Annotated in this window: 17 protein-coding genes; 9 read left to right on the forward strand and 8 right to left on the reverse strand. The window is 72.0% G+C overall.

Annotated features, from left to right (window positions below; genetic code table 11):
* Positions 1 to 208 precede the first annotated feature (208 nt).
* Together ACFYMU_RS29235 and ACFYMU_RS29240 are read right to left on the reverse strand one after the other, a co-directional pair.
* Positions 209 to 1,864 carry a bifunctional 3'-5' exonuclease/DNA polymerase gene (locus tag ACFYMU_RS29235; protein WP_388379382.1) on the reverse strand — a complete coding sequence of 552 codons (1,656 nt, stop codon included), beginning with the start codon at positions 1,862 to 1,864 and terminating at the stop codon, positions 209 to 211.
* 59 nt (positions 1,865 to 1,923) lie between these two features.
* On the reverse strand, positions 1,924 to 2,667 hold the full coding sequence (locus ACFYMU_RS29240; RefSeq protein WP_388379385.1) for a Clp protease N-terminal domain-containing protein: 744 nt from the start codon (positions 2,665 to 2,667) through the stop codon (positions 1,924 to 1,926).
* 135 nt (positions 2,668 to 2,802) lie between these two features.
* Between ACFYMU_RS29240 and ACFYMU_RS29245 the strand changes: the two genes are divergently transcribed.
* Positions 2,803 to 3,918, forward strand: coding sequence for a DUF2786 domain-containing protein (locus tag ACFYMU_RS29245; protein WP_388379388.1), 1,116 nt, complete (start codon positions 2,803 to 2,805; stop codon positions 3,916 to 3,918).
* Between the two features lie 188 nt (positions 3,919 to 4,106).
* On the opposite strand, the gene ACFYMU_RS29250 is transcribed toward ACFYMU_RS29245, so the two are convergent.
* Both ACFYMU_RS29250 and ACFYMU_RS29255 read right to left on the reverse strand, forming a co-directional pair.
* On the reverse strand, positions 4,107 to 4,646 hold the full coding sequence (locus tag ACFYMU_RS29250; RefSeq protein ID WP_388379391.1) for a DUF4232 domain-containing protein: 540 nt from the start codon (positions 4,644 to 4,646) through the stop codon (positions 4,107 to 4,109).
* 214 nt (positions 4,647 to 4,860) lie between these two features.
* Positions 4,861 to 5,376: a hypothetical protein gene (locus ACFYMU_RS29255; RefSeq protein ID WP_388379393.1), complete on the reverse strand. Its 516-nt coding sequence runs from the start codon at positions 5,374 to 5,376 to the stop codon at positions 4,861 to 4,863.
* 494 nt (positions 5,377 to 5,870) lie between these two features.
* Between ACFYMU_RS29255 and ACFYMU_RS29260 the strand changes: the two genes are divergently transcribed.
* Positions 5,871 to 6,128 carry a DUF397 domain-containing protein gene (locus tag ACFYMU_RS29260; RefSeq protein WP_388379396.1) on the forward strand — a complete coding sequence of 86 codons (258 nt, stop codon included), beginning with the start codon at positions 5,871 to 5,873 and terminating at the stop codon, positions 6,126 to 6,128.
* A 135-nt stretch (positions 6,129 to 6,263) separates the two neighbouring features.
* On the opposite strand, the gene ACFYMU_RS29265 is transcribed toward ACFYMU_RS29260, so the two are convergent.
* The gene (locus ACFYMU_RS29265) at positions 6,264 to 6,773 is read right to left on the reverse strand and encodes an ATP-binding protein (RefSeq protein WP_388379399.1); all 510 of its coding nucleotides are present in this window, start codon (positions 6,771 to 6,773) and stop codon (positions 6,264 to 6,266) included.
* Between the two features lie 276 nt (positions 6,774 to 7,049).
* On the opposite strand from ACFYMU_RS29265, the gene ACFYMU_RS29270 reads away from it, so the two are divergent.
* From ACFYMU_RS29270 to ACFYMU_RS29280, 3 genes are all read left to right on the forward strand, one after another.
* Positions 7,050 to 7,934 (forward strand): helix-turn-helix domain-containing protein, encoded by an 885-nt coding sequence (locus ACFYMU_RS29270; RefSeq protein WP_388379402.1) that lies wholly within the window; start codon positions 7,050 to 7,052, stop codon positions 7,932 to 7,934.
* 132 nt (positions 7,935 to 8,066) lie between these two features.
* On the forward strand, positions 8,067 to 9,527 hold the full coding sequence (locus ACFYMU_RS29275) for an aldehyde dehydrogenase family protein (RefSeq protein ID WP_388379405.1): 1,461 nt from the start codon (positions 8,067 to 8,069) through the stop codon (positions 9,525 to 9,527).
* 148 nt (positions 9,528 to 9,675) lie between these two features.
* On the forward strand, positions 9,676 to 10,224 hold the full coding sequence (locus ACFYMU_RS29280) for a DinB family protein (RefSeq protein WP_388379408.1): 549 nt from the start codon (positions 9,676 to 9,678) through the stop codon (positions 10,222 to 10,224).
* 361 nt (positions 10,225 to 10,585) lie between these two features.
* Here the strand turns inward: ACFYMU_RS29280 and ACFYMU_RS29285 are convergent, their stop codons facing one another.
* A complete protein-coding gene (locus ACFYMU_RS29285; RefSeq protein WP_388379411.1) occupies positions 10,586 to 11,998 on the reverse strand; it encodes a glutamate decarboxylase in 1,413 nt (470 codons plus the stop codon).
* Between the two features lie 282 nt (positions 11,999 to 12,280).
* Between ACFYMU_RS29285 and ACFYMU_RS29290 the strand changes: the two genes are divergently transcribed.
* A complete protein-coding gene (locus tag ACFYMU_RS29290; protein ID WP_388379415.1) occupies positions 12,281 to 13,042 on the forward strand; it encodes a MerR family transcriptional regulator in 762 nt (253 codons plus the stop codon).
* 187 nt (positions 13,043 to 13,229) lie between these two features.
* Entirely contained in the window at positions 13,230 to 14,252 is a 1,023-nt protein-coding gene (locus tag ACFYMU_RS29295; protein WP_388379417.1) for a VTT domain-containing protein, read from the forward strand.
* A 30-nt stretch (positions 14,253 to 14,282) separates the two neighbouring features.
* Here ACFYMU_RS29295 and ACFYMU_RS29300 read toward each other — a convergent pair whose 3' ends face one another.
* Together ACFYMU_RS29300 and ACFYMU_RS29305 are read right to left on the reverse strand one after the other, a co-directional pair.
* Positions 14,283 to 15,971 (reverse strand): threonine/serine exporter family protein, encoded by a 1,689-nt coding sequence (locus ACFYMU_RS29300; protein ID WP_388379421.1) that lies wholly within the window; start codon positions 15,969 to 15,971, stop codon positions 14,283 to 14,285.
* A 130-nt stretch (positions 15,972 to 16,101) separates the two neighbouring features.
* Complete coding sequence (locus tag ACFYMU_RS29305; protein ID WP_388379590.1) at positions 16,102 to 16,593, reverse strand: inorganic diphosphatase; 492 nt, start codon at positions 16,591 to 16,593, stop codon at positions 16,102 to 16,104.
* A 126-nt stretch (positions 16,594 to 16,719) separates the two neighbouring features.
* Here ACFYMU_RS29305 and dacB point away from each other — a divergent pair, with 126 nt between their 5' ends.
* Complete coding sequence (dacB, locus tag ACFYMU_RS29310) at positions 16,720 to 18,327, forward strand: D-alanyl-D-alanine carboxypeptidase/D-alanyl-D-alanine-endopeptidase (RefSeq protein WP_388379593.1); 1,608 nt, start codon at positions 16,720 to 16,722, stop codon at positions 18,325 to 18,327.
* Positions 18,328 to 18,421: 94 nt separating this feature from the next.
* On the forward strand, positions 18,422 to 19,555 hold the full coding sequence (locus ACFYMU_RS29315; protein ID WP_388379424.1) for a zinc-dependent metalloprotease: 1,134 nt from the start codon (positions 18,422 to 18,424) through the stop codon (positions 19,553 to 19,555).
* The last annotated feature ends 48 nt before the right edge of the window (positions 19,556 to 19,603 follow it).

The raw sequence follows: 19,603 nt of genomic DNA on the forward strand, positions 1-19,603 counted from the left end.
GCCCCGGTCCCCGGCTCCGGCCCCGGTCCCGGCCCGGCCCGGACCTTGGATCCGGCCCCCGAACCCGGTTCCTGGATCCGGCCCCAGCCCCGGTCCCGGCCCGGCCTCCGATCCCGGTCCCGGCCCTTGGGCCTGGCCCCGGTCCCCGGCCCCGGTCCCCGGCCCCGGTCCCTGAGCCCGGGCCCAGGGGCGGGACCCGCGCGGGGCGTCACTTCGCGTCGGCGTAGCACTCCACCACGGCCGTCGAGAAGGGGATCCGCACCGGCGTCTCACCGAACGTCAGCCGCATCGCCAGGTCGGACGCCTCCCGGATCGCCGCGACCACCGTGTCCGCCTCCTCGGCCGGGCAGTGCACGATCACCTCGTCGTGCTGGAAGAAGACGAGCTCGGCGGTGAGATCCGCACAGGCGCGGCGCAGGGCGGCGAGCAGCAGCAGGGCCCAGTCGGCGGCGCTGCCCTGCACGACGAAGTTGCGCGCGAAGCGGCCGCGGGCGCGCCCGGCCGGGGCCACAGGGTCGTCTTCCTGCGGGATGCCGGCCTCCTCCGTAGCGTCCTGTGCGGCGTCGGCGGCCGGCGGGGACGTGCGGCCGAGCCAGGTCCGCACCAGCCGGCCCTCCTCGCCCGCGCGGGCCGCGTCGTCGACGTAGGCGACGGCTCGGGGGAAGCGGCGGCGCAGCGCGGCGAGGTTCTTCAGGCCGTCGCCGGACGTCTGGCCGTAGACGGCGCCGAGCACCGCGAGCTTGGCCTGGGCGCGGTCGCCGGAGAACGCGCGGTCCGACACCGACTGGTAGAGGTCGCTCTCGCGGCCGGCGACCTCCATGAAGGCGGGGTCGCGCGAGATCGCGGCCAGCACGCGCGGCTCCATCTGGGCGGCGTCGGCCACCACCAGCCGCCAGCCGGGGTCGGCGACGGCGGCGCGCCGGACGACCTTGGGGATCTGCAGGGCGCCGCCGCCGTTGGTGACCCAGCGGCCGGTGACCGTGCCGCCCGGCAGGTATTCGGGCCGGAAGCGGCCGTCGCGCACCCAGTCCTGGAGCCAGGACCAGCCGTGGGCGACCCAGATGCGGTACAGCCTCTTGTACTCGAGCAGGGGCTTCACCGCGGGGTGGTCGACGGACTCGATCTCCCAGCGGCGGGTGGAGCGCACCCGGATCCCGGCCTGCGCGAAGGCCTTGACGACATCGGCGGGCAGGTCGGGCCGGACCCGGCGGCCGAAGGCGGCCGACACCTCGTCGGCCAGGTCGGCCAGTCGCCGGGGCTCGCCGCCGCCCGCGTACCGCTCGCCGAGCAGTTCGTGCAGCAGTTCGCGGTGGACGTCCGCGCTCCACGGCAGCCCGGAGCGGTTCATCTCGGAGGCCACCAGCATGCCGGCCGACTCGGCGGCGGTGAGCAGCCGCATGCGCTCGGGGTGCGTGGTGGCGTCGTGCCGGCGCTGCTGGTCCGCGTACACCTCGACCAGGTCCTGGAGGGGGATGCGGACGGGGCCGGGCTCGAAGAGGGAGGACTGGGCGCCGGGTTCGGCGGAGCGCGGCGGCGGATCCGGGGGCACGGGGCCGCCGCGCAGCCGGGCCAGCGCGGCGGCCGCCGCGCGTGGCTCGCCGAGGCGGCCCTCGTGGCCGAGGAGGAGGGTCTCGGCGGCCTCGACGTCGTAGCACCGGTCGACTCGCACCCCCGCGGCGAGCAGACGCGGCTGGACCTCGGCGGTGGACCGCCACACCCAGCGGGTGACCCCGGGCCGGGACCGCACGGCCTCGACGAGATCCCCCTCCCTGACCACGGGCCCGGCGAGCATCCCGTCCGGGCCGAGGGCCGCGACCTCCACGCCGCCGTCCTCGGCCGGAGCGAGAGCCCAGCGCCCGGTCATGCCGCGAGTGTGGCAGGGGGTACTGACAACGGGCCCGGCAGCGCGGACCCCGGACCGGCTCAGCCCTCCTGCGCGCGGTCCTCGAGGGCCTTGGTGATCTTGGACAGCTCCTTCAGGACGTGCTCCTCGGCCGTCGTCTTGTCGAGACCGAGGCCGCTGAGCACGCCCTCGCCGTTCTCCAGCTCGAGCAGGGCGAGGAGGATGTGCTCGGTGCCGATGTAGTTGTGGCCCAGGCGGAGGGCCTCTCGGAAGGTGAGTTCGAGGGCCTTCTTCGCGGCGGCGGTGTACGGGACGAGTTCCGGGACGTTCTCCGACGGGGCCGGGAGCGCGGCGGTCGCCGCCTCCCGCACCGCGTCCAGGGAGACGCCCTGGGCGACGATCGCCCCGGCCGCGAGCGCCTCCGGCTCGGTGAGCAGCCCCAGGACGAGGTGTTCGGGGACGGCCTCCGTGTTGCCCGCGGCTTTCGCCGCGTTGTGCGCCGCCATGACCGCGCTCCGGGCGCGGGGGGTGTAGCGGCTGAACCCCTGGCTGGGGTCGAGATCCGCGGACTCCTTGGGCACGAAGCGTTTCTGGGCCGCCTGCCGGGTCACGCCCATGCTCCGGCCGATCTCGGTCCAGGAGGCGCCCGAGCGGCGGGCCTGGTCCACGAAGTGGCCGATCAGATGGTCCGCCACGTCGCCGAGGTGCTCCGCCGCGAGCACCGCGTCCTGGAGCTGGTCGAGGGCGTCGGTGTGCACCTTCTTGATGGCTTCGATGAGGTCGTCGAGACGCACGCCGGCTGTGGGTTGGGACTTCTCCGTCATGTGTCAACGGTAGGTTGACACCTCGTGGCATGTCAACCCGAGGTTGACATCGGGCGCCGGACGGCAGCCCGACGCTCCCGGCCGCATGACACGTCGCCGTCGGGCCCCGGCGCACCCCGTGTCACGATCGAACGTGTGAGCACGACGACCACGGTGGACCGCGCCTTGCGGACCGCCCTCCATGACGACACCGACGCGGCCCTGGACACCGGCGCCTCGCTGCTCGCCGCCGACCCCGCGGCCGACGGTGAACTCGCGCGGCGCGGGGAGCAGCTGGTCGCCGCGGCCTGGCGGCGCGGCTGGCAGCCCGCCGACGTGGTGCGCGTCGTGCGGCGCGAACTCGGCGACCCGCACGTACGGCTCGCGTCGACGCTGATCCTCCGGGAGGCGGGGGAGCGGCCGTCCCCCGGTCCGCGCTGGGCGGCCCAGCTCCGGGACCTCGACCCCCGTCCCCCGCACGCCGTCGACCGCTTCTCGCACGCCACCGCGGTCCTGGAGCTGTACCGGCTGCTGCTGCGCCTGCCGAAGCTCGAACCCCTCGACGCGCCCCGGCGGGCCGGCCCCCGGCAGCCGGAGTCCCGCACGCTCACCCGTATCCGTGCCCTGCTCGCCAAGGCCGAGGCGACCGGCTATCCGGAGGAGGCGGAGGCCCTCAGCGCCAAGGCGCAGGAACTGATGGCACGGCACAGTGTCGACGAGGCCCTGCTCGCGGCCCGTACGCACGCCGGGGACGCGCCCGGCGCCTGCCGCGTCGGCGTCGACCCGCCGTACGAGACGGCCAAGGCGGTGCTCCTCGACGCGGTGGCGGACGTCAACCGCTGCCGGGCCGTGTGGCACGAGGCGTTCGGCTTCTCCACGGTCATCGGCTTCGAGGCCGACCTGGAGGCGGTCGAACTCCTCTACGCCTCCCTGCTCGTGCAGGCCACCGCCGCGATGACGACGGCGGAGGCGGCGCAGCGCAAGGGCGGCCGCAAGCGCACGAAGACGTTCCGGCAGTCGTTCCTGGCCGCGTACGCGCACCGGATCGGCGACCGGCTGCGGGCCGCGGCCGAGGGGCAGACGGCCGGCAGCGAGGGGGAGCTGCTGCCGGTGCTGGCGGCCCGGGAGGTGGCCGTCACCGACCGCATGGAGCGGATGTTCCCGGACACGGTCACCACCCGGCTGCGCGGGGTCGGCGACGCGGCCGGCTGGGAGCAGGGGGCCGCGGCCGCCGACCGGGCACAGGTCGCGGAACGGCCCCGGCTCCCCTGAGCGCCCGGCCCTTCCTGAGCGTCCGGCCCTGCTGGGCACCCGGCCCTTCCTGAGCGTCCGGCTCTGCTGGGCGTCCGGCCCCTGGGCGTCCGGCCCCTGAGCGTCCGGCCCTGAGCGTCCGGCCCTGAGCGCCCGGCCCCCCGAGCGCCCGGTGCCGACGGTGACCGGCCGCGCGGTGTGCGCGGCGGTCAGTCGCCCGCGACCTGGATGGGACTCACCGACGCGTCGGGCGTGTCCGGGCCCTTCAGCGACACCTCGCCGTACGACCACGGGTAGCTTCCCGCACCGTCGGCGCCCGGAACCGCGATCTTCAGGGTCTTCACCGCGGCGCTGAGCCGCCCGCCGGACCTGCCGCGGACGTAGGTGATGGTGAAGGTCGCCGTCTCGTCCTTCCCCAGTGTCACCTTCACCGGTTTCGCGCCCTTCTCCTCGGGGACCTTCCAGCCGGCGCTGCCGCCCTGGAGCCGGATCTCGGGAAAGCCCTCCAAGGTGCAGGTCCCGCTGGAGTGGTGAGTGAGGGTGACGGGGACGTTGCCGGTGTCGCCCGCGGTGGTGGCGGCGTTGCCGGGTCCGACCTCGACGGTGACGGGGCAGCCGACGGCCTTCTTGCCGTCACCGCCGCTCCCGCTCCCGCTCCCGCTTCCACTCCCGCTCCCGCTGTCGCAGGCGGTCAGGGCGAGGGCCGCGACGAGGGCGGTGACGGCGAGCGGGACGTGCAGAGCGCGCATGAGGGTCCTTCGATTCGACGACGGTGCTCACGGATCATCACGCAGGAGGACGGCGGGGCGTTGCGCGGCCCCACCGTGTGCGCCCGGGGTGGTGAAGTGCGCCGGGCGTGGACGTCGGGACCCCGGGCTCGCCGAACATGCCCCCGGTTCGCCGTCAGGGGCCCAAGCCCGCCGCCATGACCCCAAGCCCGCCGTCAGGACCCCAGGCTCGCCGTCAGGACCCCAGGCTCGCCGTCGGCAGGCCGCTCGGCAGCTGCCCGCCGGCGGACTTCGTGTACGTCTCCGTGCCGATGCCGCCCTGCCAGGTCACCTTCATGGTCGTGGAGTTCACGGAATCGACCATGCCGGTCCCACGGTCCTTGCTGCCGTCCGTGCACTTGAGGTGGATCATCAGCATGCCCGCCTCCTCGCCCGCGGTGCCGCTGCACACGGTGCCGCCCGTCGCGAAGAGCCCGGCCTGCTTGCCGTTGATCACCAGGGCCACGGCCTTGCCGCCGGTCGTGGCCAGCCAGCTGCCCTCCAGCTTGCCGGGCTTGCCGGGTTTGCCGGTGGGGGTGCCGGAGCCGCCGGTGTCCGCCGCGGGCGTGCTCGGCGTGGAGGAGCCGCTGTCCGTGGAGCCGTCGCTTCCGGAGTCGCCGCTGCAGCCGGTGAGGACGAGCGCGGCCGCGAGACCCGCGGCCGCGAGCGCGACGCGTGCCTGCAGGCGCGTGACATGGGTCGCCGAAGTCACTGGAGTCTCCCAACGGTGCCGTCGATGTGAGGTCGCGCGAACGATCGCAGCAAGCTACCAGGAGGACGAGGGGACGTTGAGGAGGTGGCCCGCGTGCACTTGCTCACGCACGTGCCGACGCCGTCCGTCCCTTGTCGGTTGAACCTGTTGAACCTGCACACACGGGTTTGGAACACAAACGGCGTGGAACGCGTCTTTCTCTCATGCGTGAAGGGTCGGGACCCGGACGACCCGACACAGGTGATGGCGCGGAAGTCGTGGACGGGGGCTGGAAGTCGCATGCGACGCGGGCTCTGGGGGCGGACGCCTGACCGTGGGTAGTCAGGCGGAGGCCAGGCTGTAGTCAAGGGACCGTAAAAGCTGTAATCGCAGGAACACCCCCCGTGCACGTGCATCTGCCCATGCATCTGCATGTGAACAGAGCTATGATCCGGGGAAGTTGACCTCTGCATCAATGGCCGTACCAGCCACATGCACCACCCGGGGAGCGACCTGTGGACCACGACGTATGCGACGTGGATGACGTGTACAACGGCATGGCTGCGACACACCTGCACGGAGTGGCCTGGCAGAAGAGCAGGCACAGCAACTCGCAGGGGTCATGCGTGGAATTCGCCCGGCTGCCCGGGGGAGGGGTGGCGGTGCGGAACTCGCGCTTCCCCGACGGGCCCGCGCTGGTCTACACCCGCGCGGAGATCGAGGCGATGCTGCTGGGCGTCAAGGACGGCGAGTTCGATCACCTGATCGTGTAACACGCGTAGATCCTGGGCGCATCAAGGCTCCGTCGTGCACAACGGCGGTCGGCCTGCGGCAGGTTGACGGGCCGCAGGCCGCAGGGCCTGTTCTGACACGCGTAGAACGGCGGCCGCGGAAAAGGCCGCGGGGTGTCACTTCGTGCACTCCGGTGCGCACGGCAGTTGGAACAGCGCCCAGACCACCTTGCCGCTCAGCGTGCCCGCCAGCGGGTGCCAGCCCCAGCCGTCGGCGAAGGAGTCCACCAGGAACAGTCCGCGCCCCGACTCCGCCGCGAAGTCCTCCGAGTCGCCCGCGACCGGACTGTCGTGACTGGGGTCGCGCACGGCGCACACCAGGCGTGTGGACCAGCGCATCAGATGCAGCCGCACCGGAGGGTCCTGCTCGCAGACGTGTGCGGCAGGCCGGGGCAGCGCGTGCCGCAGCGCGTTGGTGACGAGTTCGGAGACCACCAGACAGACATCGTCGCTGCGCTCGCCCGCATCCCACTGGCAGAGGGTTCTTCGGGTGAACTGCCGCGCTTCTCGCACCGCTTCGAGGCGGGAGGGGAGGGCGCAGGAGGCGGTGCTGGACACGGCGGCGGGGTCGAGCGGCGGAAGTCCCTGCCGTAAGGGCTCGAGCATGGTTGATCCATTCGTCCCCATGCGAGGCACTCCCGGGTGTTCGCGGTCGTGGCGATGCAGCGGTGGCGCGGAACCATGGTTTCGGATGAGTCAGGCAGATGCAAGGGCAGATGCACGTGCACGCGCCGGAGTTGGCCCTTCTTGTGCCGCTTTCTGTTTGTTTCTTCGGTCACTTTCTTCCCTGTTGCTTGCTCCTCCCGCACACTCGTCCTGTCTCATACCTTGACTGCTTTCCATTTCTGTAACCGCACGAGTACTGCTCGAAGTGTTTTAGTGGCAGACTGCGCGATCTGAAGGATGGTTGGGGAGGCTGACGAAGTGAGCACTGGGGACTCGAGTGGGTCGGTGGTGCGGCGCATTCTGCTGGGATCCCATCTCAGGCGCCTCCGAGAGGCGCGTGGCATCACCAGGGAAGCGGCCGGCTACTCGATCCGGGCCTCGGAGTCGAAGATCAGCCGTATGGAGTTGGGTCGGGTGAGCTTCAAGACGCGGGATGTCGAGGACCTGCTGACGTTGTACGGGATCACCGACGAGGTCGAGCGCACCTCTCTGCTCTCCCTGGCCAAGGAGGCCAATGTCGCGGGGTGGTGGCACAGCTACTCCGACGTCCTGCCGAGCTGGTTCCCCACCTATGTCGGCCTGGAGGGTGCGGCGCACCACATCCGGTCGTACGAGGTCCAGTTCGTGCACGGCCTGCTGCAGACCGAGGCGTACGCGCACGCGGTCGTCGCCCGCGGCATGAAGGGCGCGAGCGCGGCGGACATCGACCGGCGCGTGGCGCTGCGGCTGGAGCGGCAGAAGTACCTCGTCTCGGCGAGGGCCCCGCAGTTCGACGTCGTGCTCGACGAGGCCGCCCTGCGCCGCCCCTACGGCGACCGGCAGGTGATGCGCGGTCAGCTCCAGCATCTGATCGACGTCTCGAAGCGGCCGAACGTGCGGCTGCAGGTCATGCCGTTCAGCCTCGGCGGGCACGCGGGCGAGAGCGGATCCTTCACCGTCCTGAGCTTCCCCGAGTCGGATCTGTCCGACGTCGTCTACATGGAGCAGCTCACCAGCGCGCTGTATCTGGACAAGCGTGAGGACGTCGCCCAGTACGAGACCGCGATGAAACAGCTGCAGCAGGACAGCCCCGGACCGGACGAAAGCCGCGATCTGCTGCGGGGGCTCCTGCAACTGTCCTGACAGTCTTCACAGAGTGTCCCGAGGTGTCCTCCAACTCCCTTCCAACACAAGTACGATGACGCACGTTCAGACTTGACGTGGTCACGTACGTGAACGGATGTCTGCTTCAGCTGCGAGGGATTGAGGGATCACATGTCGTCCTACTTCACCGATCTGGCTCAGCAGTACATCGGCGGTGAGTGGCGCCAGGGCACGGGGTCCTGGGACATCATCGACTTCGATCCGTACGACGGCGAGAAGCTCGCCTCCATCACGATCGCCACGGTCGACGAGGTCGACGAGGCGTACAAGGCCGCCGCGGCCGCCCAGAAGGAGTGGGCCGCCACCAACCCGTACGCGCGCCGCGCGGTGTTCGAGAAGGCGCTGCGGGTCATCGAGGACCGCGAGCCGCAGATCACCGAGGCGATCATCGCCGAGCTGGGCGGTACGCATCTGAAGGCCGCCTTCGAACTGCACCTCGCCAAGGAGTTCCTGCGCGAGTCGATCCAGCTGGCGCTGCGCCCCGAGGGCAGGATCCTCCCGTCGCCGATCGACGGCAAGGAGAACCGCCTCTACCGGGTGCCCGTCGGTGTCGTCGGCGTGATCAGCCCCTTCAACTTCCCCTTCCTGCTGGCGATCAAGTCCGTGGCGCCGGCCCTCGCGCTCGGCAACGGCGTCGTCCTCAAGCCCCACCAGAACACGCCGGTCGTCGGCGGCTCCCTGGTCGCCAGGATCTTCGAGGAGGCCGGGCTCCCGGGCGGCCTGCTGAACGTCGTGATCACCGACATAGCGGAGATAGGCGACGCGTTCCTCGAGCACCCGATCCCGAAGGTGATCTCCTTCACCGGCTCCGACAAGGTCGGCCGCCACGTCGCGACCGTCTGCGCCTCGCTGTTCAAGCGCTCGGTCCTCGAACTCGGCGGCAACAGCGCGCTGGTGGTGCTGGACGACGCGGACGTCGACTACGCGGTCGACGCGGCCGTCTTCAGCCGGTACGTGCACCAGGGGCAGGTCTGCATGGCGGCGAACCGGGTCCTGGTGGACCGCTCGCTGCTGGCGGAGTTCACCGAGAAGTTCGTCGCCAAGGTGAAGTCCCTGAAGGCGGGCGACCCGCGCGACCCGGAGACCATCGTCGGGCCGGTCATCAACTCCTCGCAGGCGGACGCCATCTCGGGCGCGGTCGAGCAGGCCATCGCGGAGGGCGCCACGGCGCTCGTGCACGGCTCGACCACCGACAACCTGGTCGAGCCGACCGTCCTGACGGACATTCCCGCCGATTCCCCGCTCCTCCAGCAGGAGATCTTCGGCCCGGTCGCGCTCCTCGTCCCCTTCGACGGCGAGGAGGAGGCCGTCCACCTCGTCAACGACACCCCGTACGGCCTCAGCGGCGCCGTCCACACCGCCGACGTCGAGCGCGGGGTGGCCTTCGCCAAGCAGATCGACACCGGCATGTTCCATGTGAACGACGGCACGGTCCACGACGAGCCGCTCGTCCCCTTCGGCGGCGAGAAGCACTCGGGCATCGGCCGGCTGAACGGTGAGACGACGATCGAGGCGTTCACCACACAGAAGTGGATCTCGGTGCAGCACGGCCGCAGCCGGTTCCCGTTCTGATCCGGCCGGATCTTCCACGACAGACCCTGACGGACCCTTGCGGACAGCAGCTGACCCCCTTGCGGACAGCGGCTGACCGCAAGGGTCCGTAGCGTCGTCGGTGTCAGGCAGAGGACGAACTCGCTGAAACCGACGAAAGGCGGCCGGCATGGTCACTCACGTGCCCGCGGAGACCCAGGGCGACGAGCGCGGAGCGCTGCTCTCCTTCCTGGAGGAGCAGCGCGGCGGCATCCGCCGGGCCCTCCTCGGTCTGACGGAGGAGCAGGCGGCCTCCCGCCCCACCGCCGGCGAACTGTCGCTGTCCGGGCTGCTCAAGCACGCCGCCGAGGTCGAGCAGGGCTGGATCGCCCGCGCCCGGGGCGAGCAGCCGGCGGTCCGCCGCGACCAGTCCAACTGGCACGAGTGTTTCCGGCTCATGGGGGACGAGACGGTCGAGTCCCAGCTCGCGTACTGGGTGAAGGTCGCGGACGAGACGGAGGCGTTCATCCGCTCGGTGCCGAGCCTCGACGACACCTTCGGGCTGCCGGACGACCCCTGGTTCCCGCCGGAGGGCAGGGTCTCGATGCGCTGGCTGGTGCTCCACCTGATCCGTGAGACGGCCCGGCACGCCGGGCACGCGGACATCATCCGCGAGTCGTTGGACGGGAAGACGGCGTTCGAGCTGGTGGCCCTGGAACAGGGCACCTCCTGGGGCTGACACCGCGGAGATCCGCCGGCCGCCGTGGGCCCGGCGGGAAGGCCGCCGGCCCCGTCCGGCGGCACCGCGCGCGACCTGCCCGGCGGCTCGGCGCCCCGGCTCGCGCGGCACGCGCGCCGGGACCGCCGCCGTCTCGGGAACGGACGCCGTCTCGGGAACGGACGCCGTCTCGGGAACGGACGCCGTCTCGGGAACGGACGCCGTCTCGTGAACAGGCACCGTCTCGGGGGCCGCCGCCGTCTCGGTTCGGACGCCGCTTCGGGGCCGCGCCGCTCCCTGGGCGGGCGGGCCCGCGGGCGGCCCCGGTGCCCTGGCCCGGGTGTCCGGTGCGGTGCCCGTGACAGTGGTGGAAGCTCGTGGGTCAGTGGTGGAAGCTCGTGGCCGCCTGCTTGTCGCGGGTCATCGGATGCGGCTGCCGGCGCAGATCCGGCAGCAGGCGGGCCAGGTCCTCCACGAAAAGATCGGCGAGGTCCGTCGAGAAGCCGTTGCGGCACACGATCCGCAGCACCGACAGGTCCTGGCGGTTGGCCGGGAAGGTGTACGCGGGCACCAGCCAGCCGTACTCGCGGATGCGGCGCGAGACGTCGAAGACGTCGTACGCCGTCACGCCGGGCACGGTGGTGAACGCGAACACCGGCAGCTCGTCGCCCCGGGTCAGGAGGCGGAAGTCGCCCAGCGCCGCCACCCGCTCGGCGAGCCCCCGCGCCACGTCCCGCGTCGTCTGCTGGACCGCCCGGTAGCCCTCCCGGCCCAGCCGCAGGAACGTGTAGTACTGCGCGACGACCTGGGCGCCGGGCCGGGAGAAGTTGAGCGCGAAGGTCGGCATGTCGCCACCCAGGTAGTTGACCCGGAAGACGAGTTCCTCGGGCAGGGCGTCCCGGCCTCGCCACAGCGCCCAGCCCACGCCCGGGTAGACCAGCCCGTACTTGTGGCCGGAGGTGTTGATCGACGCGACCCGGGGCAGCCGGAAGTCCCACACCAGGTCCTCGTCGAGGAAGGGCGCGACCATCGCCCCCGACGCGCCGTCCACGTGCACGGGGACGTCCAGGCCGGTGCGCTCCTGCAGGTCGTCCAGGGCGGCGCACAGCTCGGAGATCGGCTCGTAGGAGCCGTCGAAGGTGGAGCCGAGGATGCCGACGACCCCGATCGTGTTCTCGTCGCACAGGTCGGCGGCGGCCTGCGGGTCCAGATGGAACCGGTCGCCCTCCATGGGCACCTGGCGCGCCTCGACCTCCCAGAAGGTGCAGAACTTCTCCCAGCAGACCTGCACATTGACACCCATGACCAGGTTCGGACGGGCGTCCCTGGACGGGTAGCGGTCCGCGTTGCGCCGTGCCCAGCGCCGCTTCAGCGCCATCCCGGCCAGCATGCACGCCTCGCTCGAACCGGTCGTGGAACAGCCGATGACGGACTGCGGGTCCGGTGCGTTCCACAGGTGGGCGAGCATCGCCACACAGCGGCGCTCCAGCTCGGCGGTGCGCGGGTACTCGTCCTTGTCGATCATGTTCTTGTCGCGGCACTCGGCCATCAGCGACCCCGCCTCCGCCTCCATCCAGGTGGTGACGAAGGTGGCGAGATTCAGCCGTGCGTTGCCGTCCAGCATCAGTTCGTCGCGGACCAGCTGGTACGCCGCCGTGGGTGGCATCGGCTCCGCGGGCAGCCGGTGCCTGGGCGGCGCCTCGGTCATCTCGACGACCGGGTTCGCCTCGCCGAAGAAGGGGTTCATCGATCTGGGGCGCTCGTCGCGCTCGGCCGGGCAACGGTGGAGGGGCATGGTCTCTCGTCTCCCATCGGATCGGCGGGGCGCGGCCACGGCTGCGGCGGTTCGGGAGCGCCGCTCGTTCATCGGACCGGAGCACCGGGCCGTGGCGCCGGATTGGCGGGGCCCGCCGGGGCGCCGGCTGCCGGTGTTTCACCCGTTCACCCGAGTGCGGTGTCCGGCGGAGCAGACTGGTCCCCTGCCGTGGCGCGGCGGCCGCGGGCCCCGGGGAATTCCGCTTGCACCTCACGCGACGTGAGGCCGCAGCCTGATGCGCGTACCCAGAAGGGAGCGGACGTGAGCTACTCGGTGGGCCAGGTCGCCGGTTTCGCCGGCGTGACCGTGCGCACGCTGCACCACTACGACGAGATCGGCCTGCTCGTCCCCGGCGAGCGCACGCACGCCGGGCACCGCCGCTACGGCGACGCCGACCTCGACCGGTTGCAGCAGATCCTGTTCTACCGGGAACTCGGCTTTCCGCTCGAAGAGGTCGCCGCCCTGCTCGACGACCCGGACACGGACCCGCGCGCGCATCTGCGCCGCCGGCACGAGCTGCTGACCGCCCGGATCGAGAGGCTGCAGAAGATGGCGGCGGCCGTGGAGCACGCCATGGAGGCACGCACGATGGGCATCAACCTCACGCCCGAGGAGAGGTTCGAGGTCTTCGGGGACGACGACCCGGAGCAGTACGCGGAAGAGGCCGAGCAGCGCTGGGGCGGCACGGAGGAGTACGCCGAGTCGCAGCGCCGCGCCGCCCGCTACACCAAGGAGGACTGGAAACGCATCCAGGCCGAGACGGCCTCCTGGAGCGAGCGCTACGGCGCGCTGATGGCCGCCGGGGAGCCCCCGGCCGGGGAGCGGGCCATGGACCTGGCGGAGGAGCACCGGCGGCACATCTGCACGTGGTTCTACGAGTGCCCGTACGAGCTCCACCGCTGCCTGGGGGAGATGTACGTCTCCGACGAGCGCTTCAAGGCGTACTACGACTCCGTGCGACCGGGCCTCGCCGAACACCTCAGGGACGCGATCGCGGCGAACGCGGCCCGCCACACCGGCTGACCTCACCTGGTTCCCCACCTGGTTCCCCACCTGGTTCCCCACCTGGTTCCCCACCCGGTTCCCCACCGGGAACCACCGGTGGAACCCGGTGGGGACACCGTGCGTTGATAGCTTTGTCGGGCCATCGCCCGCGTGTCGGCCGCCCTCGGGCGCCGTACGACTCTCATCCCCTCAGGAGCCCGGAACCGTGACGACGCTTGCACTCGGACCGAGCTGGCTGGATCCGAACTACCTGCTGGACAGCTTCGGGATCTGGGGCCTGCTCCTCATCGTCTTCGCCGAGTCGGGCCTGCTGATCGGGTTCTTCCTGCCGGGTGACTCGCTGCTCTTCACCTGCGGCCTGCTGATCACGTCGAAGCAGCTGGACTTCCCCCTGTGGGGGGCCATCGCACTGATCTGCGCCGCCGCGGTCCTGGGCGACCAGGCGGGCTACATGTTCGGCAAGAAGGTCGGTCCCTCCCTCTTCACCCGCCCGGACTCCCGTCTCTTCAAGCAGGAGAACGTCGCCAAGGCCCACGAGTTCTTCGAGAAGTACGGCCCCAAGTCCCTGGTGCTGGCCCGTTTCGTGCCCATCGTGCGCACGTTCACGCCGATCATCGCCGGTGTCAGCGGCATGAAGTACCGCTCGTTCCTGGTGTTCAACGTCGTCGGCGGTGCGATGTGGGGCGCCGGTGTCACCCTGCTCGGCTCCTGGCTGGGCAACATCGGTCTCGTCAAGAACAACATCGAGGCGATCCTCATCCTGATCGTCCTGGTCTCGGTGGTCCCGATCCTCATCGAGTTCCTCCGGGCCCGCTCCAAGGCGAGCCGCACCCCGTCGCAGGCCCCGGACCGGCAGCAGCCGGCCTTCCAGCAGCAGCCGCCGGTCATGGACGACGCGACCACCCAGCTGCGCCGCGTGACCCCCGCCCACCAGGCCCCCCAGGGCCAGGGCCGGCCCCAGCGGCAGAGCCCCTACGACCAGCAGCCCTATGACCCCCAGCCGTACGACCAGCAGTCCTACGACCAGCAGTCCTACGACCAGCAGTCCTACGACCAGCAGCCGTACGGCCACCCGCAGTACGGGGGGCAGGCGTACGACGGGGGCCAGGGCCACCAGCAGTACCCGCAGGGCTACGGGCAGCCGCAGCAGCCGTACACCCCCGACCAGAGCTACGGGCAGCCCCAGCACCGCCCCTACGGCTACGACCAGGACCACCGCACCCCGTAGGGGCGCGCTGCGCCACGGGACCCCGGGCGCTCAGAACCCCCGGGTCCGCTTCGCCGCCTTGCGCCTCCCGGCGAAGCCGACGCGCAGGAACAGCCGGGAGATCTCCGACCCCAGGTTCACCCCGATCGCGATGGCCATGGCGAGCGAGGCGGCGTTGGCCAGGGACACCAGACCCTTGTCGACGTGGTTCTGGGCGATCGACAGCAGCCCGAAGTAGGTCGCCGAACCGGGCAGCAGCGGCCCGATCGCGGCTGTCGTGTACGGCAGCGCGGACGCGAACCGGTAGCGCGAGAGCAACTGCCCGAACAGGCCCACCAGCCCCGCCGCGACCGCCGTGGAGGCCACCGGCGAGATGCCGCCCGGGTAGTGCAGGGCGCCGTACACGCTCCAGGCGACGCCGCCGTTGAGGGTCACCCACAGCACGGTGGACCGCTCCTGCTGGAGCAGCACCGCGAAGGTCAGGGACAGGAGCATCGACGCGACGATCTGCACCACCGGCCGCTCGGCCGGGTTCAGGGCCGCGTCCGGGTCCAGCTGGGCACCCAGCTTCACCCCGAAGTACAGGACCACGAGCACACCGACGACGATGCCCACGAAGAAGTACATGACCTCCAGCAGGCGGGCGGACGCGGTGATGTAGAAACCGGTCAGCCCGTCCTGCACACCCGCCACCAGAGCGCGCCCGGGCAGCAGCGCGAACAGCCCACCGGTGATCACCGCGGACGCCTTCACGTCGACCTGGGCGACCGTGAGCGCGACGCCGATCGCGGCGGGGGGCATGGCGGCCACGGTGAACTGGTAGAACTCCGGCAGCCCGCGCCCCGCGCAGAGCCACGCCAGCCGGTCGCCGAGCATCGCGCCCAGCGCGGCCGCGACGAACACGACGAGGTCGCCGCCGACGAGCGCGGAGGCCGCGCCCGCCAGCAGCCCGCTCGCCCCGGTCAGTGCCCAGCCGGGGTAGGGGTGGCGGTTGCGGCGTATCTCGGCGAGGCGCCGGTACGCCTCCTCCAGGGAGATCGCCGCCTCCGGGTCGCTGAGGTCGTCGACGAGCTGGAAGACCGCCGCCAGGCGCGTGTAGTCGGTGCCGCGCCGGCGCACCGTCCGCGAGGCGGACACGGGGTCCTCCACCAGGGACGGCTGGTACGAGATCGCCAGCAGGGTGAAGGTGACGGTGGGCTCGCAGCGGTCCAGCCCGTACGACCGGCAGACCGCGAACATCGCCGCCTCCACGTCCTCGGCGCCCTCGCCGCCGGCCAGCAGCAGTTCGCCGATGCGCAGGGTCAGGTCGAGCACGCGCGGCACCGCGGGGGCCGGCCCGTCGGTCTTCTGCACCGTTTCCGGGGCGGGCCGCTCGGTCACCGACATGCGCAGCATCGCGCGCATGCGGTCCTGCCAGGGCGCGTCCCCGGTCAGCGGGACGGCGGGGATCCCCGACGGCGGGGTGAAGGCGGGCGGGGCGTACCCGGCACTGTAGGTGCTCGGCGGACTGAACGCCGACCCCACCGGCCCGGTGGCCTGCGCCGGGACCTCCAGCCCCTGCGGGACGGCGAACTCGGACGTCGTCTCGGCCCCAGTCTCCACCGGGGACACGCCGAGGCCCTGGGGGACGGCGAACTCGGAGGTCGTGGCAGACTCGCCCTCGCCCCGCCCGGGGGGCTGGAACGCGCTCCTCGCCTCGTCCGACCGCGGCTTGCGGTCCTCCGCGCCCGGCTGAGCCACCGGCCTCCCTCCCGCCCTTCGTGCCTGCCTACGCCACGTACCTCCCGCGGGCCTCAGTATGCGCCGGGACGCGAACGGGCCGCGTCACCCCGTAGGGGGTCACGCGGCCCGCGGTGCGTCCGGGACGGGGTCAGTGACCGCCGTGGTCCTTGAAGCGCTTGTACGAACGCTCGATCTCGGCCTCCGCGTCGGCGCGGCCGACCCAGTCGGCGCCCTCGACGGACTTGCCGGGCTCCAGGTCCTTGTACACCTCGAAGAAGTGCTGGATCTCCAGGCGGTCGAACTCGGAGACGTGGTGGATGTCCCGCAGGTGCTCGACGCGCGGGTCGGACGCCGGCACGCACAGCAGCTTGTCGTCGCCGCCAGCCTCGTCCGTCATCCGGAACATGCCGATCGCACGGCACGTGATCAGGCAGCCGGGGAAGGTCGGCTCCTCCAGGAGGACGAGGGCGTCCAGGGGGTCGCCGTCCTCGCCGAGGGTGTTCTCGACGAAGCCGTAGTCGGCCGGGTAGCTGGTCGAGGTGAAGAGCCGACGGTCCAGGCGGATACGACCGGTCTCGTGGTCCACCTCGTACTTGTTCCGCGAACCCTTCGGGATCTCGATCGTGACGTCGAACTCCACCGGACGCTCCTCCATGATCAGCACATAGTTCTGGTGGTTAAGTGTCCCTCACGCAGATGTGTGATCGCGAAAGGGGCTGGTGTCGTGCCAGAGCTGAGGGCTTGGCGGGCCGCGAGACCGCATCTCGTGCGGGTCGCGAACACCGTGAAGCCGCGCCTGGCGCGCGTGGCCCACGCCGTGAGACCTCGTTCGGCACGGATCACCGGGGCCGTGAGACCGCGGGTGGCACGGCTCAGCGGTGTGGTGAAGCCGCACGTCACGCGGGTTGCGCATGCCGTGCGCCCGCGCTCCGGAGGGCTCACGACCCAGCAGCTGACAGCCGTCGCCGCCACCGTGGGCCTGGCGCTCGCGGCGGGGGCCGCGACCGCAGCCGGTCCCTGGGACTCCACGGGTCAGCGTACGGCCGAGCGCGACCGGGCCACAGTGCGGGACCGCGAGGGTGGTGCAGATCACGGGTCCCGTGCCGGTGCGGCGGCCGGGGAACCGGCGCCCGCGCCGAGCGCCGCGTCCGTGCTCACCGGCCTCGGCGGCGGCGCGAACGCCCCCGGATCCGCCCCGCACGGCAAGGCCCTGGCCGACGTGCTCGACCCGCTGCTGCGCGACGCCTCCCTCGGCGCCCGGCGCTCCGCGGCGGTCGTCGACGTGACCACCGGCACGTCCCTGTACGCCGAGGACGCGGACGCCCCGCTGACCCCCGCCTCCACCACGAAGATCGCCACGGCCGTCGCGGTGCTCTCCGCGGCCGGCCCCGACCACCGCCTCACCACGTGCGCGGTCCTGGAGCCCGGCACCAGGGAACTGGTGCTCGTCGGCGGCGGCGACCCGACCCTGACCGCCCGCGGGCAGACCGGAGGCTGGGCTGGCCTGCGCACCCTCGCCGACAGGACCGCCGCCGAGCTGAAGCGGCGCCGTCTGACCTCGGTGACGCTGTCCTACGACGTCTCCCTGTTCAAGGGCGGGGCGCTGCACCCCATCGGGGTCAACCCCAACCTCGCCCCGGTCACCGCCCTGACGGCCGACGAGGGGCGCACGGACGCCTCCACCAGCGGGCCGGCCCCGCGCGTCGCGGACCCGGCGGGGGACGCGGCCCGCACGTTCGGCGGCCTGCTGCGGGACCGCGGCATCACGGCCTCGTCGCCCGGCCCCTCGAAGGCCACACGGGGCGCGCAGACCCTGGCCCTCGTCCAGTCGCCGCCCCTGTCCGCCGTGGTCGAGCGGATGCTCACCACCAGCGACAACGACATCGCCGAGGTCCTCGCCCGTCAGACCGCCCTCGCCACCGGCGGGCAGCCGACCTTCGAAGGGGGCGCGGCCGCGATCACCGCCCAGCTGAAGAGGCTCGGTCTTCCCCTCGCCGGCGCGCGGTTCCACGACGGCAGCGGCCTCGACCGCAACGACAGGCTCACGGCCCACCTGCTGACGTCCCTGCTGGCCCTCGCGGGCTCCCCGTCCCACCCGGAACTGCGCCCGGTGCTCACCGGCCTGCCGGTCGCCGGTTTCACCGGCACCCTCAGCGACCGCTACGCGGACGGCGCCGCACGCCCGGGCGTCGGCCTCGTCCGCGCCAAGACGGGCTCCCTGACCGGCGTCAACACGCTCGCCGGGACGGTGGTCGACGCCGACGGGCGGCTGCTGGCCTTCGCGTTCCTGACGGACGACTCGACGGACCAGACGACGGCCAGAGCGGCCCTGGACCGCACGGCCGCGGCACTGGCGGGCTGCGGCTGCCGGTGACAGCCGCCCCGTCCGCACCACGGGCCCCGGCACGGGCGCCGACCCGGCGCTGCACCCCTCACTGCACCGGCGCACGAGCACGTACCGTTGACGCATGACGAGCATCGGTGGTGCTGCATCTCCTGGGATGGTCGACTGGAACCTCGCGGTGGCGACCGCGACCCGTCTCGTGCGGCCGGGCCCCGACGTGAGCCGCGAGGAGGCCCGGGCCGTCGTCACGGAGCTGCGCCGGCATGCGAGGGCCTCGGAGGAACACGTCCGGGGCTTTACTCGTATGGGCGAACAGGACGTGCACGACACCCCCGTCCTCGTCGTCGACCGGCCCGGCTGGGTCCGGGCGAACGTCGCCGGGTTCCGGGAGATCCTCAAGCCCCTCCTCGACCGGATGCAGGAACGGCGCGCGGGCACCCCCGGCGGATCCGTGCTCAGCGCCGTCGGCGGCAAGGTCACCGGGGTGGAGCTGGGCATGCTCCTGTCGTTCCTGTCCTCCCGGGTCCTGGGACAGTACGAGACCTTCGCCCCGGTCACCCGCGACCTCCCGGCGGGCGAGAACGGCGGCGGCCGCCTGCTGCTGGTCGCGCCGAACATCGTGCACGTGGAGCGCGAACTGGACGTGCAGCCCCACGACTTCCGTCTGTGGGTCTGCCTGCACGAGGAGACGCACCGCACGCAGTTCACCGCGGTGCCCTGGCTGCGCGACCACCTGGAGGGCGAGATCCAGTCGTTCCTGGGGGAGACGGACATCGACCCCATGACCGTCCTGGAGCGGGTCAGGGAAGCCGTGCAGGCGCTCGCGGGCGGCCGTCCCGAGGGCGAGGAGGGCGACGGCGGCCACTCCTTCGTGGAACTCGTGCAGACCCCCGCCCAGCGCGAGATCCTGGGCCGCCTGACCGCGGTGATGTCCCTCCTGGAGGGGCACGCCGACTTCGTGATGGACGGTGTCGGCCCGGACGTGGTCCCGTCCGTGGCGGAGATCCGCGAGAAGTTCCAGCAGCGCAGGGCCAAGGGTGCCTCCCGCCTCGACCTCGCCCTGCGCAAGCTGCTGGGCCTGGACGCCAAACTCCGGCAGTACCGCGACGGCGAGCGGTTCGTGCGAGCGGTCGTCGAGCAGGTCGGCATGGACGGCTTCAACCGCGTGTGGACCTCCCCGAACACCCTCCCGACCAAGGCGGAGATCGCCAAACCGGCGGACTGGGTCGCGCGGGTGCACCGGAAGGGGGACTCGTGAGCCCCGCGTGAGCGTGGTGACACGAATCCGGCCGTCGGCAGGTGAACG

It is taken from the genome of Streptomyces sp. NPDC007264 (assembly GCF_042869095.1).
In the GTDB taxonomy this organism is placed as follows: domain Bacteria; phylum Actinomycetota; class Actinomycetes; order Streptomycetales; family Streptomycetaceae; genus Streptomyces.

Excerpts from the sequence above, each read along its gene's own strand:
- ACFYMU_RS29235 (WP_388379382.1), bottom strand. The coding sequence starts at position 1,864 with ATGACCGGGCGCTGGGCTCTCGCTCCGGCCGAGGACGGCGGCGTGGAG.
- ACFYMU_RS29240 (WP_388379385.1), bottom strand. The coding sequence starts at position 2,667 with ATGACGGAGAAGTCCCAACCCACAGCCGGCGTGCGTCTCGACGACCTC.
- ACFYMU_RS29250 (WP_388379391.1), bottom strand. The coding sequence starts at position 4,646 with ATGCGCGCTCTGCACGTCCCGCTCGCCGTCACCGCCCTCGTCGCGGCC.
- ACFYMU_RS29265 (WP_388379399.1), bottom strand. The coding sequence starts at position 6,773 with ATGGGGACGAATGGATCAACCATGCTCGAGCCCTTACGGCAGGGACTT.
- ACFYMU_RS29270 (WP_388379402.1), top strand. The coding sequence starts at position 7,050 with ATGGTTGGGGAGGCTGACGAAGTGAGCACTGGGGACTCGAGTGGGTCG.
- ACFYMU_RS29275 (WP_388379405.1), top strand. The coding sequence starts at position 8,067 with ATGTCGTCCTACTTCACCGATCTGGCTCAGCAGTACATCGGCGGTGAG.
- ACFYMU_RS29280 (WP_388379408.1), top strand. The coding sequence starts at position 9,676 with ATGGTCACTCACGTGCCCGCGGAGACCCAGGGCGACGAGCGCGGAGCG.
- ACFYMU_RS29285 (WP_388379411.1), bottom strand. The coding sequence starts at position 11,998 with ATGCCCCTCCACCGTTGCCCGGCCGAGCGCGACGAGCGCCCCAGATCG.
- ACFYMU_RS29315 (WP_388379424.1), top strand. The coding sequence starts at position 18,422 with ATGACGAGCATCGGTGGTGCTGCATCTCCTGGGATGGTCGACTGGAAC.